Origin of the sequence: Methylophilus sp. UBA6697 (genome assembly GCF_002454655.1) — a bacterium.
Taxonomy (GTDB): domain Bacteria; phylum Pseudomonadota; class Gammaproteobacteria; order Burkholderiales; family Methylophilaceae; genus Methylophilus.
Genome location: NZ_DKJH01000040.1, coordinates 1 through 21029, shown reverse-complemented (window position 1 = coordinate 21029; position 21029 = coordinate 1). Strand labels below are relative to the sequence as shown.

The window sequence follows — 21029 nt, the reverse complement described above, 5'->3', positions numbered from 1 at the left end:
CCCTGCGCTCATGTCTATTCTGTGGCTTCGATTAGGAGCCTTACATGAAAAGAATGTTGTTTAACGCAACGCAATCAGAAGAATTGCGCGTTGCGATTGTTGATGGACAAAAACTCATCGACCTCGATATTGAACACGCTGGCAAAGAACAGCGCAAAAGCAATATCTACAAAGGCGTGATCACACGCATTGAACCCTCACTGGAAGCCGCATTTGTCGACTATGGTACCGACAGACACGGCTTTTTGCCTTTTAAGGAAATCGCCCGCAGTTACTTTCAGGACAAGCCTGAAGGTCGCGCCCGCATTCAGGATGTGATCAAGGAAGGCCAGGAAGTCATTGTCCAGGTAGACAAAGACGAACGCGGCAGCAAAGGCGCGGCACTGACCACCTTTATCTCACTGGCTGGCCGTTACTTGGTGCTGATGCCAAACAATCCACGCGGAGGCGGTGTTTCCCGTCGCGTGGAAGGTGAAGAGCGCAACGAATTACGCGACACCATGGCACAACTGGACGTGCCTAACGGTATGAGCATTATTGCGCGTACCGCTGGCATTGGCCGTAACGCCGAAGAGCTGCAATGGGACTTGAACTACTTGTCACAATTATGGCAAGCGATTGAAGATGCTTCTAATTTCCAGCCTGGCGCCTACCTGATTTACCAGGAAAGCAGCCTGGTGATTCGTGCCATTCGCGATTACTTCAGCGCGGATATTGGCGAGATCCTGATCGACACTGCTGACGTGCATGAGCAAGCCTTGCAGTTTATGAATCACGTCATGCCGGGCAACGTCACCCGCGTCAAACTGTACCAGGACGAAATTCCGCTGTTCTCCCGCTTCCAGATCGAACATCAGATCGAATCTGCATTTGCGCGTGAAGTGCGTCTGCCTTCCGGTGGCGCCATTGTGATTGACCATACCGAAGCCCTGGTGTCTATCGACGTCAACTCCGGTCGCTCCATCAAAGGGGCCGATATTGAACAAACGGCGTTCAATACCAACCTGGAAGCCGCTGAAGAAGTCGCGCGTCAAATGCGCTTGCGCGACCTGGGTGGCCTGGTGGTGATCGACTTTATCGATATGGAAAACCAGCGCAACCAGCGTGACGTGGAGAACGCCTTGCGTGACGCCCTGCATCATGACCGCGCACGTGTCCAAATGGGTAAAATCTCTCGCTTTGGCCTGCTAGAAATGTCTCGCCAGCGCTTGCGCCCAAGCCTGGGTGAAACCAACCACATGACCTGCCCACGCTGTAACGGCACAGGCCACATCCGTGGCATTGAATCTACTGCATTGCATATTCTGCGCATCACGCAAGAAGAAGCCATGAAAGACAACAGCGCCATTATTCAAGTGCAGTTGCCAGTCGAAGCCGCGACTTTCCTGTTGAATGAAAAACGCGCCGACATCCACAAAATCGAGCAACGCACTGGCGTTGAAGTGGTGTTGATTCCAAACATCCACCTGGAAACCCCTAACTACAACATCCTGCGCATTCGCCTGGACGATGTGAATGAAGACACCATGCAGGCCAGCTACAAAATGGTAGACCTGCCTAGCGAGTCCGATTACCAGCACAGCCTGCAACAAGCCGCTGCGCCAGCCAAGGCTGAAGCCGTGGTCAAAGGCATTACGCCCGCCACTGCTGCGCCGATTGTTGAAGAGAAACCTGCTGCGGCCCCTGTGACCGAGCAGAAAAAATCATTCTTTGGCGTGATTAAATCCTGGTTGGGCCTGGAAGAAAAAGAAGCGGTGCAAGAAGTTGCAAAACCAGCACGCGAAACCAAAGAGCCTGGTCGTGACCGTAACAAGAATCGCAACCGCCAGCGTGATCGTCAGCGCGAACGCCAGCAAGACCGTACCGATCGCCCAACAGGTGAGCGTCAACCTAAAGAACAGCAGGAAAACGCGTCTAACAAGCCTCGCCAGGAACGTCAGCAACAGGAAAGACCAGCGCAGAAAGAAAGACAGGACCGTCAACAGCAACCGTCACAGGAAGTGAAAGCAGATGCCAATCAACCGGCATTAACTTCACCAACTGGCGAAAACAAACAGGAGCGTGGTGAACGCGGCAATCGTCGTAACCGTCATGGCCGCCGTGATCGCCGTCAACGTGAAGATGCGCCAAACCAGGCAAATGCTGAAGCGGCAGTCAACACCACAGCCGCTGAGGCAGTTGCACCAAGTAATGCAGCACCGGTAGTGGTCGCGGAAACTGCAGCGCCAGTAGCTAAAACAGAAGCCAAACAGGCCGCCGCTGAACCAGTGGTAAAAGCAGAGGTTGTACCAGCCAGCACTGAAACTGTTGATACACCAAACACGGCTAAAACGGATGCGCCTCAAGCTGATGAAGCTGTCGCAGAAAAAACGCCACGCAGCCGTTCACGTGGCGGGAAAACCAGCAAAGCACGCGGTAAACGCGCGCCAGAAGGCAGTGATGTGCCAGCAATCGAACTGGTTGAAACTGCCGCAGCGGCCGTTGTAGAGACTGAAGCTACGGCAGAAACCGCACAGAAAAAACCTGCGCGCAAACGCAAAGCCACCACCAAGGCAACTGCTGCAAGCACTAATGAAGGTGCCACAGATGCAGGCATTCAATTGGTAGAAACCAAGTCTGAACCTGTCGCAGCTTCAGCAGAAACTGCGGCGAAAGCGAAAAAACCACGTAACGCTGCCAAGTGGAAGAAAGACGAAAAAGCGGCTGAAGAACCAAGCCTGGTGATGGTTGAAACCCAGAAGTAACCAGTCCCTGGACTAGTCGCCATAAAAAAGAGGGCCTGATGGCCCTCTTTTTTTACACCATTGATGGGCTTATGCTGCTTGCCAGCGCATGACGCACCAATAGCCGATAATCGTCAGCAATACAGACACCACAACATGCGTGAAGATATGCAACCCTACCCACACATAGGCTTGTTTTTGCAGTAATACAAATGCTTGTGCCGAGAATGTAGAAAAAGTAGTTAAGCCACCTAAAAAACCCATTGCAATAAACAAGCGCCACTCATGGCTTAATTGTGGCATGGTCTGAAAAAGCGCTAACGCAATGCCCATTAAAAAACCACCGATGGCATTTGCCATCAAGGTACCCAAGGGAATCATCCCTATCGAATTGAGCCAGATGGAGAGCCCCCAACGTGCCCATGCACCCAATGCCGAACCTAATCCGACCATCAACCAAGATTTCATTTTATTGCCCTTCTAAAACGTTAGCAGGCAATGTATCATAAGTTTTAAAGCATTCAGCTCCCACCGCCTGTTGATTTAAAGAGATTCCCTTGCGTTTACTATTTGTTACCTCAGAAATTTTCCCATTAATCAAAACAGGCGGTTTGGCAGATGTCAGTGGTGCACTCCCAGCAGCCTTGGCCACTACGGGCCTGGATGTTCAAATTTTGCTGCCCGCCTACCGCGGCATCCTGGCACAGTGTGATGCGCCGCGCTTACTTGGCTCACTACAGGCATTTCACGATATACGCTGCGAGCTCTACCAAACCACCCTGCCCGGTACTGACATCCCGCTGCTATTAATTGACTACCAGGCGCTGTATGACCGTGAAGGCGGCCCTTACCACCACCCGCAACATGGCGAGTGGCAAGACAACCCCTTGCGTTTTGGTTTGTTATCAAAAGTGGCCGCCATGCTGTCCGTCCCCAATATGCTACAGCCATGGCTACCAGACCTGGTGCATTGCAACGACTGGCAAAGCGGACTGACGCCCTACTACTTGCGGCAACTGGCCAGCCCGGCCAAATCGTTGTTCAGTATTCATAATCTGGCGTTTCAAGGTAATTTTCATGCTGACTGGCGGCATAGACTCATGCTCAGCGAGCAGGACTTTCAGCCCGCAGGTTATGAGTTTTATGGCCATCTGTCATTTATGAAAGCCGGACTATATTACGCAGATGCGCTTGCCACCGTGAGCCCAACCTACGCCAAAGAAATCCAAACCGAGCAGTTTGGCTTTGGCTTCCAGGGTTTGTTACAGCACCGAGCGGACGATTTAACCGGCATACTGAACGGGATAGATACCCAAGTGTGGGATCCCGCAAGCGACCCTTATTTACCGGCGCATTACACCAGCAGCGCCTTGGCCAATAAAAAACAAGTTAAACAGGCCTTGCAAGCAGAGCTAGGATTGCATCAGGACGCCACTGGCCCATTACTTGGTGTCGTCAGCCGACTCACGCACCAAAAGGGCCTGGATATGCTGGCCGACATCGCGCACGAGCTGCTGGCCAGTGGCTGTCAGCTAGCAGTGCTTGGTAGCGGCGAGCCCGCGCTGGAGCAGCAATATCTGGCATTGATGCGACAATATCCCGGGCAAGTGGTAGTCACCATCGGCTACAATGAACCGCTGTCACATCGCATCATGGCTGGGACAGATATTTTTGTCATGCCTTCGCGCTTTGAACCTTGTGGATTGAACCAGATGTATGGCTTGCGTTACGGCACGATTCCGCTGGTCGCCAATACTGGCGGCCTGGCAGATTCTGTGCACGGCGGCGCCGTCATGGCTGATGGCACATTGCCTGAAACGATGACAGGATTGGTAATGCCGGAAAATAATCCATCGACACTTTTGGTCACATTAAGGCAAGCCGTACATATTTATGCCAATTCTGGTCAGTGGCAACAGCTGCAAAAACAGGCAATGCGACAGGATGTCAGCTGGGAAACGAGTGCAAAACACTACTTTGAGCTATACCAGGACTTGTTAGATATTTAAAAACAATTACTTACAGATATTGACGAAAAGGTGAAGAAAAGTTGGCACAGAAGCTGCTAATTACTAATCAAGCTTCTCCAAAGCTAACTTCTCCTCCCTCAAGACGCCAAATAGGCGTCTTTTTTTTCGCAGTGTTTTTTACTGAATGCAGATTTTTTGAATCGTTACTCAGCCTTGGCTGGCGGTGTCATATTCAAAAAGTGTTCACGGTAATACTTCAGCTCATCAATCGACTCATAAATATCGGCCAATGCTTCATGACGGCTGGCCTTTTTAAACCCGGCATAGATATCCGGACGCCAGCGGCGGGATAACTCTTTGAAAACACTCACATCCAGGTTGCGATAGTGAAAAAATGCTTCCAGACGCGGCATATAACGCGCCATAAAACGCCTGTCCTGACAGATAGAGTTACCGCACATCGGCGATTTGCCTGCAGGCACATGCTCTTTTAAAAATGCCAGCATGGCATCGGTTGCAGCCTCTTCATCCAAAGTGGACGCCTTGACTTTATCGATCAAGCCACTGCGGCCGTGTGTGCCTTTGTTCCAGGCGTCCATGCCATCCAGTACGGCATCCGATTGATGGACGACCAGCACCGGAGACTCTGCAATCACATTCAGTTGCGCATCGGTGACGACGGCGGCCAGTTCGAGAATGCGGTCTGTGTCAGGCAGCAAACCACTCATTTCCATATCCAGCCAGATTAAATTGTCCTGATTACTTGCCAATTGTGTGCCTCTCGTCATGATTTCCATTAAAATGAAACATTATATTCAGTTCAGTGAACAAGGTGGATATAAATCCATCAAAATAGCTAACCGTCACCACTCACAAACCACTCATTGCCATGTCCGCACTCTTTACTCAAATTTTTGTCGCTGTGATTGTCGTTAGCCTTGCTATCCGTGTCTGGCTGGGGCTACGCCATATCCGCCACATTCAGCAACATCGCCAACAAGTACCCGCAGCATTCGATCAAACCATCAGCCTGGAGGCACATCAGCGCGCAGCTGATTACACCACAGCCAAGGTCAAATTACGTTTGAATGAAACAGTGGTGGAATCTGTTATTTTACTGGCCCTGACACTGGGCGGCGTATTGCAGATGCTGGACCAGGCCTGGCAACAATGGTTACCTGCGCACGAGATCATTCGCGGCGCATTGGTCATTTGCTCTGCCATGTTAATTTCTGGCGCAGCGACTCTGCCATTCGATTACATCCAGACCTTTAACGTAGATGAAAAATTCGGCTTTAATAAAATGTCACGCAGCATGTTTTTTGGTGACCTGGTAAAACATACCATTGTTGGCCTGCTGCTTGGTGGCCCTATCCTCTTTATTGCGCTATGGCTCATGCAAGGGGCTGGCGACTGGTGGTGGCTCTACCTGTGGCTGATCTGGAGTGCATTTAACCTGTTTATGCTGGCAGTTTACCCGATCTGGATTGCGCCCTTGTTTAACAAATTTACGCCCATGCAAGATCAATCCCTGAAAGCACGCATTGAGGCCTTGTTGCAAAAGTGTGGTTTTGCCAGCCAGGGCTTGTTTGTGATGGATGGCTCAACACGTTCAGGTCATGGCAATGCCTACTTCACTGGCTTTGGCAAAAACAAGCGCGTGGTGTTTTTTGATACCTTGCTGGAAAAACTCAGCGCCGACGAAATCGAAGCCGTACTTGCGCATGAATTGGGCCACTTCAAGCATCAGCATGTGATTAAACGCATCATCATGATGTTTGGCCTGAGTCTGCTAGGCCTGGCGCTGCTGGGTTACCTGATCAAGCAAGAGTGGTTCTTTACCGGCCTGGGCGTGGCAGAAGCCAGTAACCATATGGCATTGCTGTTGTTTGTGCTGGTTTCGCCTGTGTTTATGTTCATTTTGCGCCCAGTGTTAGCCGCTTATTCGCGCACCAACGAATTTGAGGCCGACCACTATGCGGCACAACAATCCAGGCCACAATTTTTGATTGATGCACTGGTCAAACTGTATCGCGACAATGCTTCTACGCTGACACCTGATCCATTGCATTCAGCGTTTTACGACTCACACCCGCCTGCCAGCCTACGCATTGCCAAACTGCAAACTTACGCATGAGACATACCCTGCTAATCAGCTTGATCCCGGCGCTTGTAAGTTTCAGCACAAGCGCTGCGGATAACACGCTGCAAGCAGGTAAAAAACTGGTGGACGCACATTGCATCAGTTGCCACGCCAGCAGTTATGGCGGCGATGGCAGTGGTATTTACACACGCGATTACCGAAAAGTGCGCTCGCTGAATGGTCTAAAAGCCCAAGTCACCAACTGTAATACCATGCTTAACCTGAAATGGTTTGATGATGAAGAGCAGCAAGTGGTACAGTACTTAAATCACTCCTACTATCATTTCTAGCATGTCTCAAGAAGGTCTCATTGTCGCTGCCTATGGCAAGCGCTATAACGTTGAATTGCCAGATGGCCGCATTCTCAGTTGCGTCACCCGCGGCAAAAAAGTCGATAACGCCGCAGGCGACAGGGTCACAGTGACCTTAACGGCTGATAAGGAAGGCGTGATCGAAAAAACCGCAGAACGCAATACCCTGCTCTATCGCAGCAATGCATTCAAAAGCAAAATCCTGGCGGCTAACGTCACGCAAATCCTGATTGTATTGGCCACCCAGCCCAGCTTCTATGAAGACCTGTTGAATCGTTGCCTGGTCGCGGCTGAGGCCGCGGGCATACGCGCGGTGATTATCCTCAACAAATGTGATTTACCTAATCCGCAAGCCATGCAAAAGCTGACGCAATATGCGGCGCTGGGTTATCACACCTTGCAACTCAATGCCAAAGAGTCTGTAGACAGCTTAAAACCTTTACTGAGCGGCCACACCAGTGTGCTGGTCGGCCAGTCTGGCATGGGCAAGTCGACCATCATTAACAGCCTGTTACCTGAGGCACGTAGTAAAACGCAGGAAATCAGTGCCACCCTCGATAGCGGCAAACATACCACCACGGCAACGCATTTGTATCATCTGGATAGTAAAAGTGCCATTATTGACTCACCCGGATTACAGGAGTTTGGCCTCTACCATATTGATGAAGCTGACCTGGAGTATGCATTTGTCGAATTCCGGCCATTGATTGGCCATTGTAAATTCAATAATTGTACGCACACCCATGAGCCGGAGTGCGTCATTTTGCAAGCACTGGCATCGGGGAACATCGCGCCTGAGCGCTTGCAGATTTTCCAGCAAATCCGCGCTGAAAACACCGTGCAAATCTACGGCTAAACGCCACACCGCTATTTTCTAGCATCCTGAGCACAAATAAAAAACACCCTGCCGAAGCAGGGTGTTTTTTCACCACACGTATTGCTACGTGTGATCTAAATCGCCAGATTACAGAGCGAAAACGTTCAATGCACCGCCGCCAGGAGCAGCGTTGTACTTAGTCAACTCTTTGTAACCACCAGCAGCACCCAGTGCATCGGTGTCAGTGGTCATACCCAAGTTCATCGCAACACCAGCCCAACCACCGATACCAGACAAGATACCGACGTATTGCTTACCTTTGTTGCCATAGGTGAAGGCGTTACCAATCGCACCAGAACCAACCTGGAATTTCCACAGCTCTTTACCTGTTTGTGCGTCAACCGCTTTGAACCAGCGATCCAAGGTACCGTAGAACACGATGTTAGAAGCTGTAGTCAAGGCACCACTCCAAGCAGAGAATTTCTCTTTGTTGTACCAGACTTTTTTGTTGGTCATTGGGTCATAAGCAGCAAAACCGCCCATCACACCGTCTGGACCGGCAAACATGGTCAATGTCGCACCAACCCATGGTTGACCAGCCACATATTTGGACTCAACTGGCTCGTATGTCATACATACGTGGTTCAGTGGAGAATACATCAAACCTGTTTTTGGAGAGTAAGCAGCAGGCTGTTGGTCTTTAGTACCCAAAGCAGCTGGGCAAATACCTTTAGCGTTGTAGTCCTGGTGCGTAGAAGCTGCAGCCAGTTTGTCAGGCACACCTGTTTTCAGGTCAACGTTGTTGGCCCAGTTCACAAATGGATGTACTTTTTCAGCCGCAATCAAAGAACCAGTGCCTGCATTCCATGTGTAAGCAAAACCGTTACGGTCATGGTGCCAGGCGTAAGTTTTGCCACCTTTGTCGAACAGGATGACTTCGTTCACGCCATCGTAGTCCCACTCATCGTGTGGTGTCATTTGCATCGCCCATTTAGCTACGCCGGTGTCCAGATCACGTGCAGTCACAGTCATAGACCATTTGTTGTCGCCTGGACGTACGTCTGGGTTCCAAACAGATGGGTTACCTGCACCGTAGTAAACCAGGTTTGTACGTGCATCATATGGCCACCAGCCCCATACGGAACCGCCACCATGTTGCCAGCCGTCTTTGATCGCTTGTGGTTTCAACCAAGTACGTGTACCCAGCTCTTTTTCACCACCTTTGATTTGGTCAGCAGACAGGCGTTTGAAAGAACCCCCCTCTTTGTTACCACCGTTGACGTCTTGGTAAACGGACAAAGCGTTGTACAAAGGATTGTCTTTGTTGGTGTTAGCATCGTGCAGTGTTTCAGCATCCGGGCCAGTTGAGTAAGCCTTCCATGCCAAAGAACCATCTTTTGCATTGTATGCAGCGATAAAGCAACGTACGCCGAACTCAGCACCTGAGCAACCGGTCAATACTTTGTCTTTGATCACGTGTGGCGCGTTAGTGTTAGTTGCACCCACTTTTGGATCAGTGTTTTTCACTTCCCATACTTTTTTACCATCTTTGGCATCCAAAGCAACCAGCAAGCCATCGTTCTGTTGCAGGTAGATCTTACCATCACCAAAACCCAGGCCACGGGTCACGTTGTCACAGCACAGCACCGCTTGAACGCTTGGGTCTTGTTTCGGGAAATAGGACCAAACGATTTTCTGGTTGTCGTTCAGATCCAGAGCGTAGACGTTGTTTGGGAAAGCAGTCACGATGTACATCATGTTGCCCACAACCACTGGTGAACCTTCGTGACCACGGTTTACACCGGTCGCAAATGTCCAGGCCATTTTCAGGTTTTTGATGTTGCCTTTGTTGATTTGTGCCAGTGCGCTATAACCCTGGTTATTGTGCTGACCACGTGGATGTGCCCAGTTGTTTGAGTCTTTCATTGCAGCTTCCTGGTCAGCAGCAGCATAAGCCATTGCTGGCAAGGCAAGCGCGACGCTGGCTGCAATACCAAAAGCAGTTTTAATTTTCATCATAGTTATATCTCCGGAAGAAAAATCCCAAAAGGATCCATCACAAATTGCAATTAAAAATTGCGCTGTGCTTAAGTTTGCCACTGGCACTAGGATTTCCAGAGCTGTAAATTATCCCGTCAGGGATAGATGTCACTTGATTAAGCGCTTGTAACTGTAATATAAATAGACCCCCGAAGCAGCCAGCCAGTTTTGGGTTTTATTCATGGGCCAGATAAGGAATTTTTCCGAAAACTTTATAGAATTGCTTTTTTTTTGTATCATTTTGCAATCGAAGGCCATGTCCTAGTGTGCCCTTCAGGTAATGGTGTCGCCCAATGTGAATGGCGGCCCCTGCTTACTTGATTATGAAGGTAGACACTGACTGTGCTGAGACCCTGGCATTACTCGCTGGTATTGGACAAAGCTTCCCCGCATTCCATCCACCAGCAACTCATAGAACATTTCCGCGCCATGATAGAAGGCGGTGCCTGGCTAGGCGGCAGCGCCCTGCCCAGTTCACGCGACATCGCGCAACGTTTGGGCATCAACCGGAAAACGGTTTCACGGGTGTATGAAGAGCTTTCTGCACAAGGGCTGATTTATACCCAGCCCAAGCGCGGTACCTTTGTCTCGCAGACGCCACGTTCAGAAACACCTGGTCCACCGCGTCCTCGCACATTGATACATGCGCGACCAGAACTCGACAGTGCCTCCAGCAGTATTTATCAATTAATCCAGAAAACCACGGTGCACCATATTCGCCGGGTGGCCTTGCACATGCACAAATTACGGCCACACGACTATGACGTGACTGGCCTATTCAATCTCAAACATATGTTGGCCAACCTGCTCGCACACGAAAGACGCTACCTGGTTTCGCCCGATCACATCACCTGCGGTACCTGGCCGGTATTGCAGACAGCACTGATGCATCACCTGAGCCTGGCAGACGGATGCCTGCTATTAGACGATCGCGCAAGCATAGACCTGGAAAGAAGCCTGGTAAAACATGGCATACAGGTACTGCGCCTGCCTGACATCTCAGACGGCCAGGCACACGTTTTTATAGAGCAAGTTGAAAAATATTGCATCAACTATCCAGTGTCCGCATTATGGTGCGACACATCGACATTGTTCGAGGCGCAGACCATAGAAACTGCACAGGCACTGGTTGCACAAAAACTGGCCGATTATCGCTTGCTGCTGATTGACGATCAGCGCTCACAACTGCCGTTTGTGCAACAACATCAACCGCTATCCAGCAGATACGCCAAAAGCATATTGCTTGGCAGCTTGTATGGAGAGTGTTGTGACATGTTTAACTTATGCTACCTGGCCAGCAACCTTGGTTTTTCAAGCGATTTTATTAACGAACTCAATGTGCAGCAACAGCAATCATCCCTACTCAATATGTTGGCGCAAAGCGAGCTCATCAAACGCGGAGAATATAAAAAGCTGCTGACGACCATTCATCGATTTTTGCAGCAAACTTAGGCTGACAGCAAAGAGATTGCCGGCTCACAACACTCAAATAACAACCAATATGGCTGATATCAACCACCAAAAATTCAGGAAAAACTCCTATTTACACAAAAATAGGCTTTCCAATCATTCAGTTAAATTTTGTTCGCGGCATGGCACGCTAAATGCTAAACAGTGACTGGGAGTGAGCTATCACTAGGACCGATACCAGCAGACTGCATATCAGCTGGTATCGGGGTAGACACTCCCTCACTTGCATATTGATCTCATGCAAAAAAGGCACCGCAATTGCGGTGCCTTTTCATTGGCAAGAAACAGAGGAATCAGAGATTACTCTTGGCCGATTTGATACACTTCGTAGCTGGTTTCCACGATTTTACCGGTGGTTGCATCTACTTCAACTTTCACTTCTTCGTTGTCAGCTTCCAGGATGTCAAATTCGTAAGAAGCTTTGCCGTCTGGCTCTAACTCATACTCAACTTCAACCACTTTGCCTGGATGTGCCGCCAATGCTGTCGCTTTGGCATCTGCTTCAGACACTTTGGCCAAAGCCTTAAATCTTTCGTCATCTGCAGTCACTTCTTCTTCTACTTCAGTTATTTTGCCAGTTTTCGCATCGCACTCGATGTCCCAGGCTTTACCATCATTGGATTGCACGTCAAACTCGTACACCAAGTGCTTGCGCTCAGACTTGGCTTCAAGCTTAACGATTTTGCCGTCGTGCTTGGACAACGCGGCTTTCACGCATTTACCCAGGCTGTCGTAAGCTTTTGGTTTAATGGTTTCGTGGTCGGCGAATGCCTGACCGGATAACACACCGCATAACGCGGCTGCCAGTAATGACGCTTTCATTTGCATAATGATCTCCTTGTTTAAAGTCATGAATGAAAAACGCGAAACACGCGCTAGGGACGCATGCTTCGTGAATTCATAACGCGAAAAGGATATCAAAAACGCAGTAAGCTTTTTAAAATATTACACCTTGTTAACAAAATGGCTACAAACAGCCGTTTAATAAGCAAGCAGCCCACTGGCCTACACCGCGACTGGCGCCTTAATGGCCGGATACGGGTCGTAATTTTCCAAGCTGAAATCTTCAAACTTGAAGGCGAAAAGATCTTTCACCTCAGAGTTAATGCGCATGTTAGGCAAGGCGCGCGGCGTACGCGACAATTGCTCTTTAACCTGCTCCATATGGTTGCTGTAAATATGCGCATCGCCCAGGGTATGCACAAAATCGCCTAGCTGCAAGTCACATACCTGCGCCACCATCATGGTCAACAAGGCATAAGACGCGATATTGAATGGCACGCCCAGGAAAATATCTGCGCTGCGCTGATACAACTGGCAGCTCAGTTTGCCATCCGCCACATAGAATTGGAAAAATGCATGGCAAGGTGGCAACTTCATGCGCTCGACGTCCGCCACGTTCCAGGCGGAAACGATTAAACGGCGCGAATCAGGCGTGTTCTTGATCTGGTTAACCACTTGTGTGATCTGATCAATGTGCGTGCCGTCCGGCTTGGGCCAGTTGCGCCATTGATAGCCATACACCGGACCCAAGTTGCCTTGTTCGTCTGCCCATTCATCCCAGATTTTAACGCCATGCTCTTTGAGGTAAGCAATATTGGTGCTGCCCTGCAAGAACCATAACAGTTCGTGGATAATCGATTTCAAATGGACTTTTTTGGTTGTCAGCAGCGGGAAGCCTTCAGCCAGGTTAAAGCGCATTTGGTAGCCGAATACCGAAGTGGTGCCAGTGCCCGTACGATCCGTTTTCACATGACCATGCGCAAGTACGTGGTTCAATAAATCATGATACTGCTGCATAGACCGGCTCCCGCTAAGCGTTAAGTATTGGCGATGATAAAGGCTTTAATGGCATCGACACTGACATCCATTTCCGTTGAGGTTTGTGGCAAGTCTTCCAGGCCCGCCAGGCTGGCAGGACGCTCAGGCACTTCGCCCAAAGCCTCAACAATGGCCTCTTCAAACTTGGCCGGCAAGGCGGTTTCCAGTACCAGCATAGGCACATCTGTTTTGCGATGCTCCAGCGCCACTTTCAGGCCATCTGCGGTATGTGTATCAATCGTGACACCATATTGTTCTTTAGTCGCGCGTATGGTTTGCATGCGACTGGCGTGATTGCTATGGCCGGACACAAAACCAAAACCAGCCACCTTGGCAAAATAACCTTGCACATTTAAATCAAACTTGCCGCCAGCATCCACCGCAGACCATAACTCGCGCACTTTATCACCATCCTGGCCGACCAAATCATAGACAAAACGCTCGAAGTTAGAGGCTTTGCTGATATCCATGGACGGGCTGGAAGTATGGTAAGTATTGGCTGAGCCACGCGGTGCATAAACGCCGGTATTAAAGAACTCGTCTAGCACATCATTTTCATTGGTGGCCACCACTAACTGGTCAATTGGCAAACCCATCATACGCGCAATATGTCCGGCGCAAATATTGCCGAAGTTGCCGCTAGGCACGGTAAAGCTGACCTTTTGGCTGTTGCTAGTGGTCACAGCCAGATAGCCTTTGAAGTAGTACACAATCTGCGCCGCAATACGGCCCCAGTTGATAGAGTTCACGGCACCGATTTTATATTGCGCCTTAAACGTGTGGTCATTGGACACGGCTTTCACCATATCCTGCGCATCGTCGAACACGCCCTTCACAGCAATATTGAAAATATTGTCGTCTTGCAGGCTGAACATCTGCGCGGTCTGGAAACGGCTCATTTTCTGATAGGGCGACAGCATAAAGACGCGCACGCCTTGTTTGCCACGCATGGCGTATTCAGCGGCGGAACCAGTATCACCTGAAGTCGCGCCCAGGATATTGGTGGTCTGGCCGGTTTTAGCCAACACGTATTCAAACAGGTTACCCAGCAACTGCATGGCCATGTCTTTAAACGCCAATGTTGGGCCGTTGGACAGGCTTAACAGGTAGAGATTATTTTCCAGCTTGAGCGTAGGCGTAATGTCTTCAGCGTTTTGGCCGGCACGTGCGTATTGATAGACTTCTGCACGATAGGTTTTATCAATGATCGCCTTCAGGTCTGTATGCGGAATATCACTGTTATCCACCAGGCGTGACAGGATGGCAAAGGCCAGTTCACGGTAATTCATACCGCGCATGGCGTTCAGATCGGCATCACTGAACTGCGGATATTGCTCAGGCAAGTACAAACCGCCATCCGGCGCCAGGCCACCCAGCAAGATTTCACTAAATGTTAAAGCAGGCGATTGCCCGCGGGTACTGATATATTTCATTGCATTTAACCTATGGCATAAAACATGGCATCAAAAATGTCAGTTAGCGTGACAAAGCTTCCATGCGGATTTTTGTCACGCCAGCTGCGATGGCAGGCAGCGCCTCAATATTGGCAATCGCTGCATCCATGATTTTCTCTTGCGTGGTGTGCGTCAGAATCACGATATCAGCCTCTGACTCGCCCTCGGCAGGCTCTTTTTGCAGCATGGCATCAATCGAGATTTGCAGATCCGCCAGCACCTTGGTGATATCTGCCATCACGCCTGGTTTGTCAGAAGCACGCAAGCGCAGGTAGTAGGCAGAATGCACTTCGGCAATCGGCAAAATCGGTAACACTTGCTGCTGGTCTAACTGATAGCCCAAATAAGCCACACGCTGTTCAGCCTTGGTGCCTTGCAAACGCGCAATATCGACCAGGTCGGCCACTACCGCACTGGCGGTCGGCTCTGCCCCGGCACCGGCACCGTAATACAACGTTGGGCCAACCGCATCGCCTTTAACCACGACAGCGTTCATGGCGCCATCCACGTTAGCAATCAGGCGCTTTTCAGGAATCAGCGTCGGATGCACGCGCAGCTCAACACCGGCTTCAGCTTTTTTACTGATACCCAGCAATTTCACGCGATAACCCAACTCCTGCGCATATTGAATATCTTTAATGGTGAGCTTGGTAATACCTTCGGTATACGCATGCTCAAACTGCATCGGCATGCCAAAGGCAATGCTGGCCATAATCGTCAGTTTATGCGCGGCATCTATACCTTCCACGTCAAAGGTCGGGTCGGCTTCGGCATAACCCAAACGTTGCGCTTCTTTCAGCACATCGGCAAAGGCCAGCCCCTTGTCACGCATTTCAGTCAGGATAAAGTTGGTCGTGCCATTGATAATACCCGCCACCCACTCTACCTTGTTGGCACTCAAGCCTTCACGCAAGGCTTTGATGATAGGAATACCACCAGCCACCGCCGCTTCAAAGGCGACGATCACGCCTTTGTCAGCCGCGGCTTTAAAAATCTCGTTACCGTGCACAGCCAGCAAGGCCTTATTGGCGGTCACCACGTGCTTGCCATTGGCAATCGCGGTCAACACCAGCTCTTTAGCCACGGTGTAGCCGCCGATCAACTCGACAACGACATCGATTTCCGGGTTATTCACCACCGCGAAGGCATCGTCAGTCACGGCCACCTGGCCGCCAGTCACTTGCTTTGCCAGCTCAACATTGCGGTCAGCCACTTGCACAATACGGATATTGCCACCAAGACGGCGTGCGATATCTGCCTGGTTACGCGTGATCACGGTATACGTACCGCCACCCACTGTGCCTATGCCCAACAACCCTACTTTTAATTCTTTCATACTCATACTCACCATTAATGGCTTGCGCGCACGCTTACCTTATTTTGAATGTTTCTTTATTTTGCATGCTTCTTGCGATAGCTATCCAGATAGCGGCCTATGCGCGTCATGGCTTCAGTCAAGTCGTCTACATTGGGTAAGAAAACCACCCTGAAATGATCAGGTGTTTTCCAGTTAAAACCGGTACCCTGCACCAGCAACACTTTCTCTTCCAGCAACAGATCGAGAATAAACTGTTGATCGTCCTCAATCGGATACATCTCTGGATCGAGCTTGGGGAACAGGTACATGGCCGCCGCCGGTTTGACACAGGTCACACCCGGCATGGCAGTCAACATGTCATAGGCCAAATCACGTTGCTTGCACAAGCGGCCGCTAGGTGCCACCAGGTCGTTAATACTCTGGTAACCACCAAGCGCAGTTTGAATTGCTAACTGCCCGGGCACATTGGCACACAAGCGCATGGAGGCCAACATGTTTAAGCCTTCGATATAATCTTTGGCATCTTTTTTATCGCCGGAGATAATCATCCAGCCTGAGCGGTAGCCACAGGCGCGGTAATTCTTGGACAAGCCGTTAAAGGTCACAAACAGCACATCATCGGCCAGTGAGGCGATAGAGGTATGTGTGTGGCCGTCGTACAGCACCTTGTCGTAAATTTCGTCAGCAAAAATCACCAGGCCATGATGACGCGCGATCTCGATAATACCTTCCAGTGTTTCCTTGGGGTATAAGGCACCGGTCGGGTTATTCGGGTTGATAATCACGATGCCTTTGGTGTTGGCCGTGATCTTGTTTTCAATATCAGCCAAGTCAGGCAACCAGCCGGATTGCTCGTCACAGACATAATGCCGCGCCGTGCCGCCCGCCAGGTTCACCGCTGCCGTCCATAAGGGATAATCCGGCATAGGCACCAGAATCTGGTCACCATTATTGAGCAGGCCCTGCATGGCCATCACAATCAGCTCGGATACACCGTTACCGATGATGATGTCGTCTATGGTCACGCCCGCAATATTCTTTTGCTGGGTGTAATGCATGATGGCTTTGCGCGCCGCGAACAACCCTTTGGAATCCGTATAGCCTGAGGCGTGATCCATATTGTGGATCACATCCTGAACGATTTCTTCTGGCGCATTAAAGCCGAATGGCATCGGGTTGCCGATGTTCAGCTTGATAATGCGCTGTCCGTCTTCTTCCATCTGACGCGCACGTTGCAATACCGGGCCGCGGATGTCATAACAGACATTACTGAGTTTGCTGGATTTATTGACTGGCTTCATCGCTGGTTAACAAACACATCTGGCGTGTGTTAAGCTCTTAAAGTAAAACTTTCATTCTACCTGCAAACCCTTGCTACATCAATGAACCTTAGGCCTTTGCCAGACTCTGAATCGGTAGATTTAAACGGAATTTTCATCATGGGCAATTTGCAGGCGCGTCACGATTACAGCTTATGAAACTACACCTACATACCAGCGAACAGCAATATCAAATTAACGGCGTCGATAGCGACGCGGTGATCATTAATCGCCAGCGCTATGTGCAGCCGGTGATTGTCAGCGAACAGGCCTTAAGTACAGACTGGTTTCAGGGAGCGTGGGAAACATTGGATGCGCAGCAATTAGCGGCGATACTGGATTTTAGTCCGGAAGTGGTATTGCTTGGTACGGGCGATAAACAGCGTTTTATTCACCCTCGGCATACACAGGCATTCCTGTCAGCGCACATCGCCGTAGAATGCATGACCACGGCTGCTGCCTGCCGCACCTTCAACATCCTGACCGCTGAAGGCCGCAAGGTGGTTGCGGCCCTGCTACTGGAATCCCACCTGGCAGAATCAGTATAAACGCCTGACTACTGCGGCTTGAGCGTCACCTGTAAACCATCAGCCGTCACTTGCAAATCCGTTGGCTGATATTGGCGCCCCGCGTAGCTTAAATCCTCGGGCTTGACTTCATATAACACCAACTGGTTCAGCCATTTGCCACTCAGACTTTGCGCCAATTGCTGCACCAGGCCATTCCACTCGCTATTGGCGCCATCCAGCTTGAAGGAATCCACGGCAGGCTGGTCAAGCACAACCGCATTGCGTGCCTGGTCAAACTTGACCAAACCCGACACACCCAGTTTGCCGGTGGTGGCACTGGATAACAAATCACTTTGCACACTGGCATCCATCAAGGTATGAATTCTGCCCGATGCAGGATCCAGTGAAACCAGCGCGTTAGACAATTGGACATGAAACACCTTCATCACAGTGAGTGGTTTTGCCAGCTTGTGATTGAGTTTTTGCTGTAACTGGGCGGTATTCATTTTCACTGTACGATCGCCCATACTCACACAGTGAGTCAGCAACAGTCCTAGCAAAACTATACGACAGAAGCCTTTTAAAAGACGCATTTGTAAGCCTTATTTAACACTTGCAACATTCGACAAAAATTGACAATCATGCAGACTGCATACGATAAGATCGCGTGCAATGAAAAAAATTTCACGCATCCAATCTGGTTTTACGCTGATCGAAATGATCGTCGTCATGCTGATTCTATCAGCGCTAGCGGTGACTGCCTATGCACGCATCTCGCAGATTGATACACAAGCCAGGCTGGCAGCCTTGCAATCGTTCAAAGCCACTGTGCTGTCGGTCGCGACGATGGCCAAGGGTGTATGCATGTCAGACCCGCAATGTGACGGCAACCAGACTACACCATCGGCCGTCATCGAAGGCAATACGATCTATTTTAGTCACGGCTACCCGGTCGGCTGGCTAGGTAATGAAGATGGTGCTGGTAGCTTGTCTCAACTGGTGGATGCTGGCAAATTCTCTGTGCAAGCAGCGCTGTCTGATACCAATCGCGCCACCTATACCCTGCAAGGCGCCAGGGATAGCAATCACTGCAAACTGGAATACATCATTTCCACAGGGTCAGCCAACACGGCCGGCCTAAGTGTCTCCATAGACAGCACTGGCTGTTAACGAACCAAGCCTACAAAAAGAAAGGCAGTGTGCCTTATCAACACACTGCCTGTTCAATGCTTGCAGAGACTTTACAGATTTTTGGTCGATAAAGTCAGTGTGGCATTGGTGCCGCCAAAACCAAAACTGTTGGACAATGCAGTTTGAATCCGCGCAGAAGCAATCGGGCTCCGCACGATATTCAAGCCTTCTGCTGCCGGATCCAGCGTTTCAATATTGGCAGACGCCGCAATAAAACCGTGTTGCATCATCAGCAAGGTATAAATGGCCTCATTCACGCCAGCTGCGCCTAAAGCGTGGCCGGATAAGGATTTTGTTGAGGCAATTGCCGTCTTACTATTGTCGCCAAACACCGCACGAATCGCTTCCAGCTCCTTGGTGTCACCCACCGGCGTGCTGGTGCCATGCGTATTGATATAGTCAATCTCTTCGGGATTAATGCCCTGCAATGCCTGTTGCATGCAGCGCACAGCGCCTTCACCACTTGGTGCGACCATATCGTAACCGTCTGAGGTTGCACCATAACCGATCACTTCGGCATAGATCTGTGCGCCACGTGCTTTGGCGTGCTCATACTCTTCCAGTATAACGATACCGCCGCCGCCAGAAATCACAAATCCATCACGATCGGCATCATAGGTACGCGACGCTTTTTCAGGCGTTTCGTTATATTTGCTCGACAATGCACCCATGGCATCAAACAGATAGCTCATGGTCCAGTGTTCTTCTTCACCACCGCCAGCAAACACGATATCCTGCTTACCCAGCTGAATTTGCTCAACACCCGCGCCAATACAGTGCGCACTGGTTGAACAGGCAGAACTGATGCCGTAATTCACACCCTTGATTTTAGCGCCAGTCGCCAGGCAAGCGGCAATTCCGCTGCTCATGGTTTTAGTCACCATATAAGGGCCAACACGACGAATGCCTTTTTCTGCCAGCGTATTGGTGCCGTCCAGCATACTTTCAGTAGACGTACCGCCTGCACCGACGATCAGGCCGGTACGCACATTTGAAACCAGCTCTTCCGGCAGGTTTGCATCAACAATCGCTTCCTGCATCGCCAGCCAGGCGTAAGCATGACCCTTGGCCATAAAACGCAACAGCTTGCGATCAATCAAGGCTTCAACATCCAGATTTTTGATCGAGCCTGCCACATGCGAACGCAAACCGCGCTCGGCATATTCAGGTTGATAAGTAATACCGGAGCGGCCTGCTTTGAGGCTATCCAGTACTTCCTGTTTGTTATTACCAAGACTTGATACGATACCAAATCCTGTAATCACTACGCGACGCATTGCGCCTCCCATTCACTTCAAAAACTGTAAAGACGACTAGAAATTGTCCGTGCTGGTAAATAAACCGACACGCAAATCACTGGCATTATAAATCTCGCGGCCATCCACTTCCATACGTGCATCGGCAATTCCCATCACCAGCTTGCGCATGATCACACGTTTTAAATCAATGTGGTAGCGTACCAGCTTGGCTGATGGCAATACCTGGCCGGTAAACTTCACTTCACCAGAACCCAGGGCACGGCCGCGGCCAGGACCGCCTTTCCAGCCGAGGAAGAAGCCAACCAGTTGCCACATGGCATCCAAGCCCAAACAGCCAGGCATCACCGGGTCACCAGTAAAGTGGCATTCAAAAAACCACAAATCAGGACGAATATCGAGCTCTGCAATAATTTCGCCTTGGCCGTATTTCCCACCCTCGTCAGAAATCTTTACGATACGGTCAAACATCAGCATTGGTGGTAATGGCAATTGTGCGTTACCTTCGCCGAACATTTCGCCGCGGCCGCACGCCAACAAATCCTCTTTGCTGAAACTACTTTTTCTAGTCATGTATTTTTAGATTTTTAGTATAAAACAATATTTTCGCCGGAAATTGCGTTTAGTGAAAGCTTTTTGTCATCCAATAACTATACCGACCTGTATACTTTTTAGAAGAATATAGGT

Annotated in this window: 19 protein-coding genes; 8 read left to right on the top strand and 11 right to left on the bottom strand. The window is 50.1% G+C overall.

The window, feature by feature from the left end; genetic code table 11:
* Positions 1 to 44 precede the first annotated feature (44 nt).
* Positions 45 to 2744, top strand: a complete 2700-nt coding sequence (locus B3355_RS10430) for an Rne/Rng family ribonuclease (RefSeq protein WP_292783530.1) — start codon at positions 45 to 47, stop codon at positions 2742 to 2744.
* Between the two features lie 69 nt (positions 2745 to 2813).
* Here the strand turns inward: B3355_RS10430 and crcB are convergent, their stop codons facing one another.
* The gene (crcB, locus tag B3355_RS10425; protein ID WP_024929945.1) at positions 2814 to 3191 is read right to left on the bottom strand and encodes a fluoride efflux transporter CrcB; all 378 of its coding nucleotides are present in this window, start codon (positions 3189 to 3191) and stop codon (positions 2814 to 2816) included.
* An 89-nt stretch (positions 3192 to 3280) separates the two neighbouring features.
* Between crcB and glgA the strand changes: the two genes are divergently transcribed.
* Positions 3281 to 4732 (top strand): glycogen synthase GlgA, encoded by a 1452-nt coding sequence (glgA, locus tag B3355_RS10420; RefSeq protein WP_292783526.1) that lies wholly within the window; start codon positions 3281 to 3283, stop codon positions 4730 to 4732.
* A 164-nt stretch (positions 4733 to 4896) separates the two neighbouring features.
* On the opposite strand, the gene orn is transcribed toward glgA, so the two are convergent.
* Complete coding sequence (gene orn, locus B3355_RS10415; RefSeq protein ID WP_019882075.1) at positions 4897 to 5481, bottom strand: oligoribonuclease; 585 nt, start codon at positions 5479 to 5481, stop codon at positions 4897 to 4899.
* A 101-nt stretch (positions 5482 to 5582) separates the two neighbouring features.
* Between orn and B3355_RS10410 the strand changes: the two genes are divergently transcribed.
* Genes B3355_RS10410 through rsgA form a run of 3 tightly spaced genes read left to right on the top strand, consistent with a single transcriptional unit; the run spans position 5583 to position 8003 of the window.
* Positions 5583 to 6830: a M48 family metallopeptidase gene (locus B3355_RS10410; protein WP_292783521.1), complete on the top strand. Its 1248-nt coding sequence runs from the start codon at positions 5583 to 5585 to the stop codon at positions 6828 to 6830.
* Positions 6827 to 7126: a c-type cytochrome gene (locus B3355_RS10405; protein ID WP_292783518.1), complete on the top strand. Its 300-nt coding sequence runs from the start codon at positions 6827 to 6829 to the stop codon at positions 7124 to 7126. Before B3355_RS10410 ends, B3355_RS10405 begins: the two co-directional genes overlap by 4 nt.
* Before the next feature lies 1 nt (position 7127).
* Complete coding sequence (rsgA, locus tag B3355_RS10400) at positions 7128 to 8003, top strand: ribosome small subunit-dependent GTPase A (protein ID WP_292783515.1); 876 nt, start codon at positions 7128 to 7130, stop codon at positions 8001 to 8003.
* Between the two features lie 108 nt (positions 8004 to 8111).
* On the opposite strand, the gene B3355_RS10395 is transcribed toward rsgA, so the two are convergent.
* Positions 8112 to 9983 carry a PQQ-binding-like beta-propeller repeat protein gene (locus B3355_RS10395; protein WP_292783512.1) on the bottom strand — a complete coding sequence of 624 codons (1872 nt, stop codon included), beginning with the start codon at positions 9981 to 9983 and terminating at the stop codon, positions 8112 to 8114.
* A 363-nt stretch (positions 9984 to 10346) separates the two neighbouring features.
* On the opposite strand from B3355_RS10395, the gene B3355_RS10390 reads away from it, so the two are divergent.
* On the top strand, positions 10347 to 11456 hold the full coding sequence (locus B3355_RS10390) for a GntR family transcriptional regulator (protein ID WP_292783509.1): 1110 nt from the start codon (positions 10347 to 10349) through the stop codon (positions 11454 to 11456).
* Between the two features lie 318 nt (positions 11457 to 11774).
* Here B3355_RS10390 and B3355_RS10385 read toward each other — a convergent pair whose 3' ends face one another.
* The 5 genes from B3355_RS10385 to B3355_RS10365 form a co-directional block, all read right to left on the bottom strand.
* A complete protein-coding gene (locus B3355_RS10385) occupies positions 11775 to 12302 on the bottom strand; it encodes a PepSY domain-containing protein (RefSeq protein WP_019882068.1) in 528 nt (175 codons plus the stop codon).
* Between the two features lie 177 nt (positions 12303 to 12479).
* Positions 12480 to 13274, bottom strand: a complete 795-nt coding sequence (locus B3355_RS10380) for a thymidylate synthase (RefSeq protein ID WP_292783504.1) — start codon at positions 13272 to 13274, stop codon at positions 12480 to 12482.
* A 20-nt stretch (positions 13275 to 13294) separates the two neighbouring features.
* Positions 13295 to 14728 (bottom strand): threonine synthase, encoded by a 1434-nt coding sequence (thrC, locus tag B3355_RS10375; RefSeq protein ID WP_292783501.1) that lies wholly within the window; start codon positions 14726 to 14728, stop codon positions 13295 to 13297.
* 43 nt (positions 14729 to 14771) lie between these two features.
* Entirely contained in the window at positions 14772 to 16085 is a 1314-nt protein-coding gene (locus B3355_RS10370) for a homoserine dehydrogenase (protein WP_292783498.1), read from the bottom strand.
* Between the two features lie 56 nt (positions 16086 to 16141).
* On the bottom strand, positions 16142 to 17368 hold the full coding sequence (locus tag B3355_RS10365; protein ID WP_292783495.1) for a pyridoxal phosphate-dependent aminotransferase: 1227 nt from the start codon (positions 17366 to 17368) through the stop codon (positions 16142 to 16144).
* Between the two features lie 173 nt (positions 17369 to 17541).
* Between B3355_RS10365 and B3355_RS10360 the strand changes: the two genes are divergently transcribed.
* Entirely contained in the window at positions 17542 to 17934 is a 393-nt protein-coding gene (locus tag B3355_RS10360; RefSeq protein ID WP_292783492.1) for an Mth938-like domain-containing protein, read from the top strand.
* Positions 17935 to 17942: 8 nt separating this feature from the next.
* On the opposite strand, the gene B3355_RS10355 is transcribed toward B3355_RS10360, so the two are convergent.
* Positions 17943 to 18422, bottom strand: a complete 480-nt coding sequence (locus B3355_RS10355; RefSeq protein WP_047518267.1) for a DUF1439 domain-containing protein — start codon at positions 18420 to 18422, stop codon at positions 17943 to 17945.
* A 145-nt stretch (positions 18423 to 18567) separates the two neighbouring features.
* Between B3355_RS10355 and B3355_RS10350 the strand changes: the two genes are divergently transcribed.
* Positions 18568 to 19065, top strand: a complete 498-nt coding sequence (locus B3355_RS10350) for a type II secretion system protein (protein ID WP_292783485.1) — start codon at positions 18568 to 18570, stop codon at positions 19063 to 19065.
* Between the two features lie 71 nt (positions 19066 to 19136).
* Here B3355_RS10350 and fabB read toward each other — a convergent pair whose 3' ends face one another.
* Together fabB and fabA are read right to left on the bottom strand one after the other, a co-directional pair.
* Positions 19137 to 20363: a beta-ketoacyl-ACP synthase I gene (gene fabB, locus B3355_RS10345; protein ID WP_024929931.1), complete on the bottom strand. Its 1227-nt coding sequence runs from the start codon at positions 20361 to 20363 to the stop codon at positions 19137 to 19139.
* Positions 20364 to 20399: 36 nt separating this feature from the next.
* Positions 20400 to 20915 carry a 3-hydroxyacyl-[acyl-carrier-protein] dehydratase FabA gene (fabA, locus tag B3355_RS10340; RefSeq protein ID WP_024929930.1) on the bottom strand — a complete coding sequence of 172 codons (516 nt, stop codon included), beginning with the start codon at positions 20913 to 20915 and terminating at the stop codon, positions 20400 to 20402.
* Positions 20916 to 21029: the final 114 nt, after the last annotated feature.

Bases quoted from the DNA above. Each gene is read 5' to 3' on its own strand.
- B3355_RS10430 (WP_292783530.1), top strand. From the start codon at position 45: ATGAAAAGAATGTTGTTTAACGCAACGCAATCAGAAGAATTGCGCGTT.
- crcB (WP_024929945.1), bottom strand. From the start codon at position 3,191: ATGAAATCTTGGTTGATGGTCGGATTAGGTTCGGCATTGGGTGCATGG.
- orn (WP_019882075.1), bottom strand. From the start codon at position 5,481: ATGACGAGAGGCACACAATTGGCAAGTAATCAGGACAATTTAATCTGG.
- B3355_RS10410 (WP_292783521.1), top strand. From the start codon at position 5,583: ATGTCCGCACTCTTTACTCAAATTTTTGTCGCTGTGATTGTCGTTAGC.
- B3355_RS10405 (WP_292783518.1), top strand. From the start codon at position 6,827: ATGAGACATACCCTGCTAATCAGCTTGATCCCGGCGCTTGTAAGTTTC.
- rsgA (WP_292783515.1), top strand. From the start codon at position 7,128: ATGTCTCAAGAAGGTCTCATTGTCGCTGCCTATGGCAAGCGCTATAAC.
- B3355_RS10395 (WP_292783512.1), bottom strand. From the start codon at position 9,983: ATGATGAAAATTAAAACTGCTTTTGGTATTGCAGCCAGCGTCGCGCTT.
- B3355_RS10385 (WP_019882068.1), bottom strand. From the start codon at position 12,302: ATGCAAATGAAAGCGTCATTACTGGCAGCCGCGTTATGCGGTGTGTTA.
- B3355_RS10380 (WP_292783504.1), bottom strand. From the start codon at position 13,274: ATGCAGCAGTATCATGATTTATTGAACCACGTACTTGCGCATGGTCAT.
- thrC (WP_292783501.1), bottom strand. From the start codon at position 14,728: ATGAAATATATCAGTACCCGCGGGCAATCGCCTGCTTTAACATTTAGT.
- B3355_RS10370 (WP_292783498.1), bottom strand. From the start codon at position 16,085: ATGAAAGAATTAAAAGTAGGGTTGTTGGGCATAGGCACAGTGGGTGGC.
- B3355_RS10365 (WP_292783495.1), bottom strand. From the start codon at position 17,368: ATGAAGCCAGTCAATAAATCCAGCAAACTCAGTAATGTCTGTTATGAC.
- B3355_RS10360 (WP_292783492.1), top strand. From the start codon at position 17,542: ATGAAACTACACCTACATACCAGCGAACAGCAATATCAAATTAACGGC.
- B3355_RS10355 (WP_047518267.1), bottom strand. From the start codon at position 18,422: ATGGGCGATCGTACAGTGAAAATGAATACCGCCCAGTTACAGCAAAAA.
- B3355_RS10350 (WP_292783485.1), top strand. From the start codon at position 18,568: ATGAAAAAAATTTCACGCATCCAATCTGGTTTTACGCTGATCGAAATG.
- fabB (WP_024929931.1), bottom strand. From the start codon at position 20,363: ATGCGTCGCGTAGTGATTACAGGATTTGGTATCGTATCAAGTCTTGGT.
- fabA (WP_024929930.1), bottom strand. From the start codon at position 20,915: ATGACTAGAAAAAGTAGTTTCAGCAAAGAGGATTTGTTGGCGTGCGGC.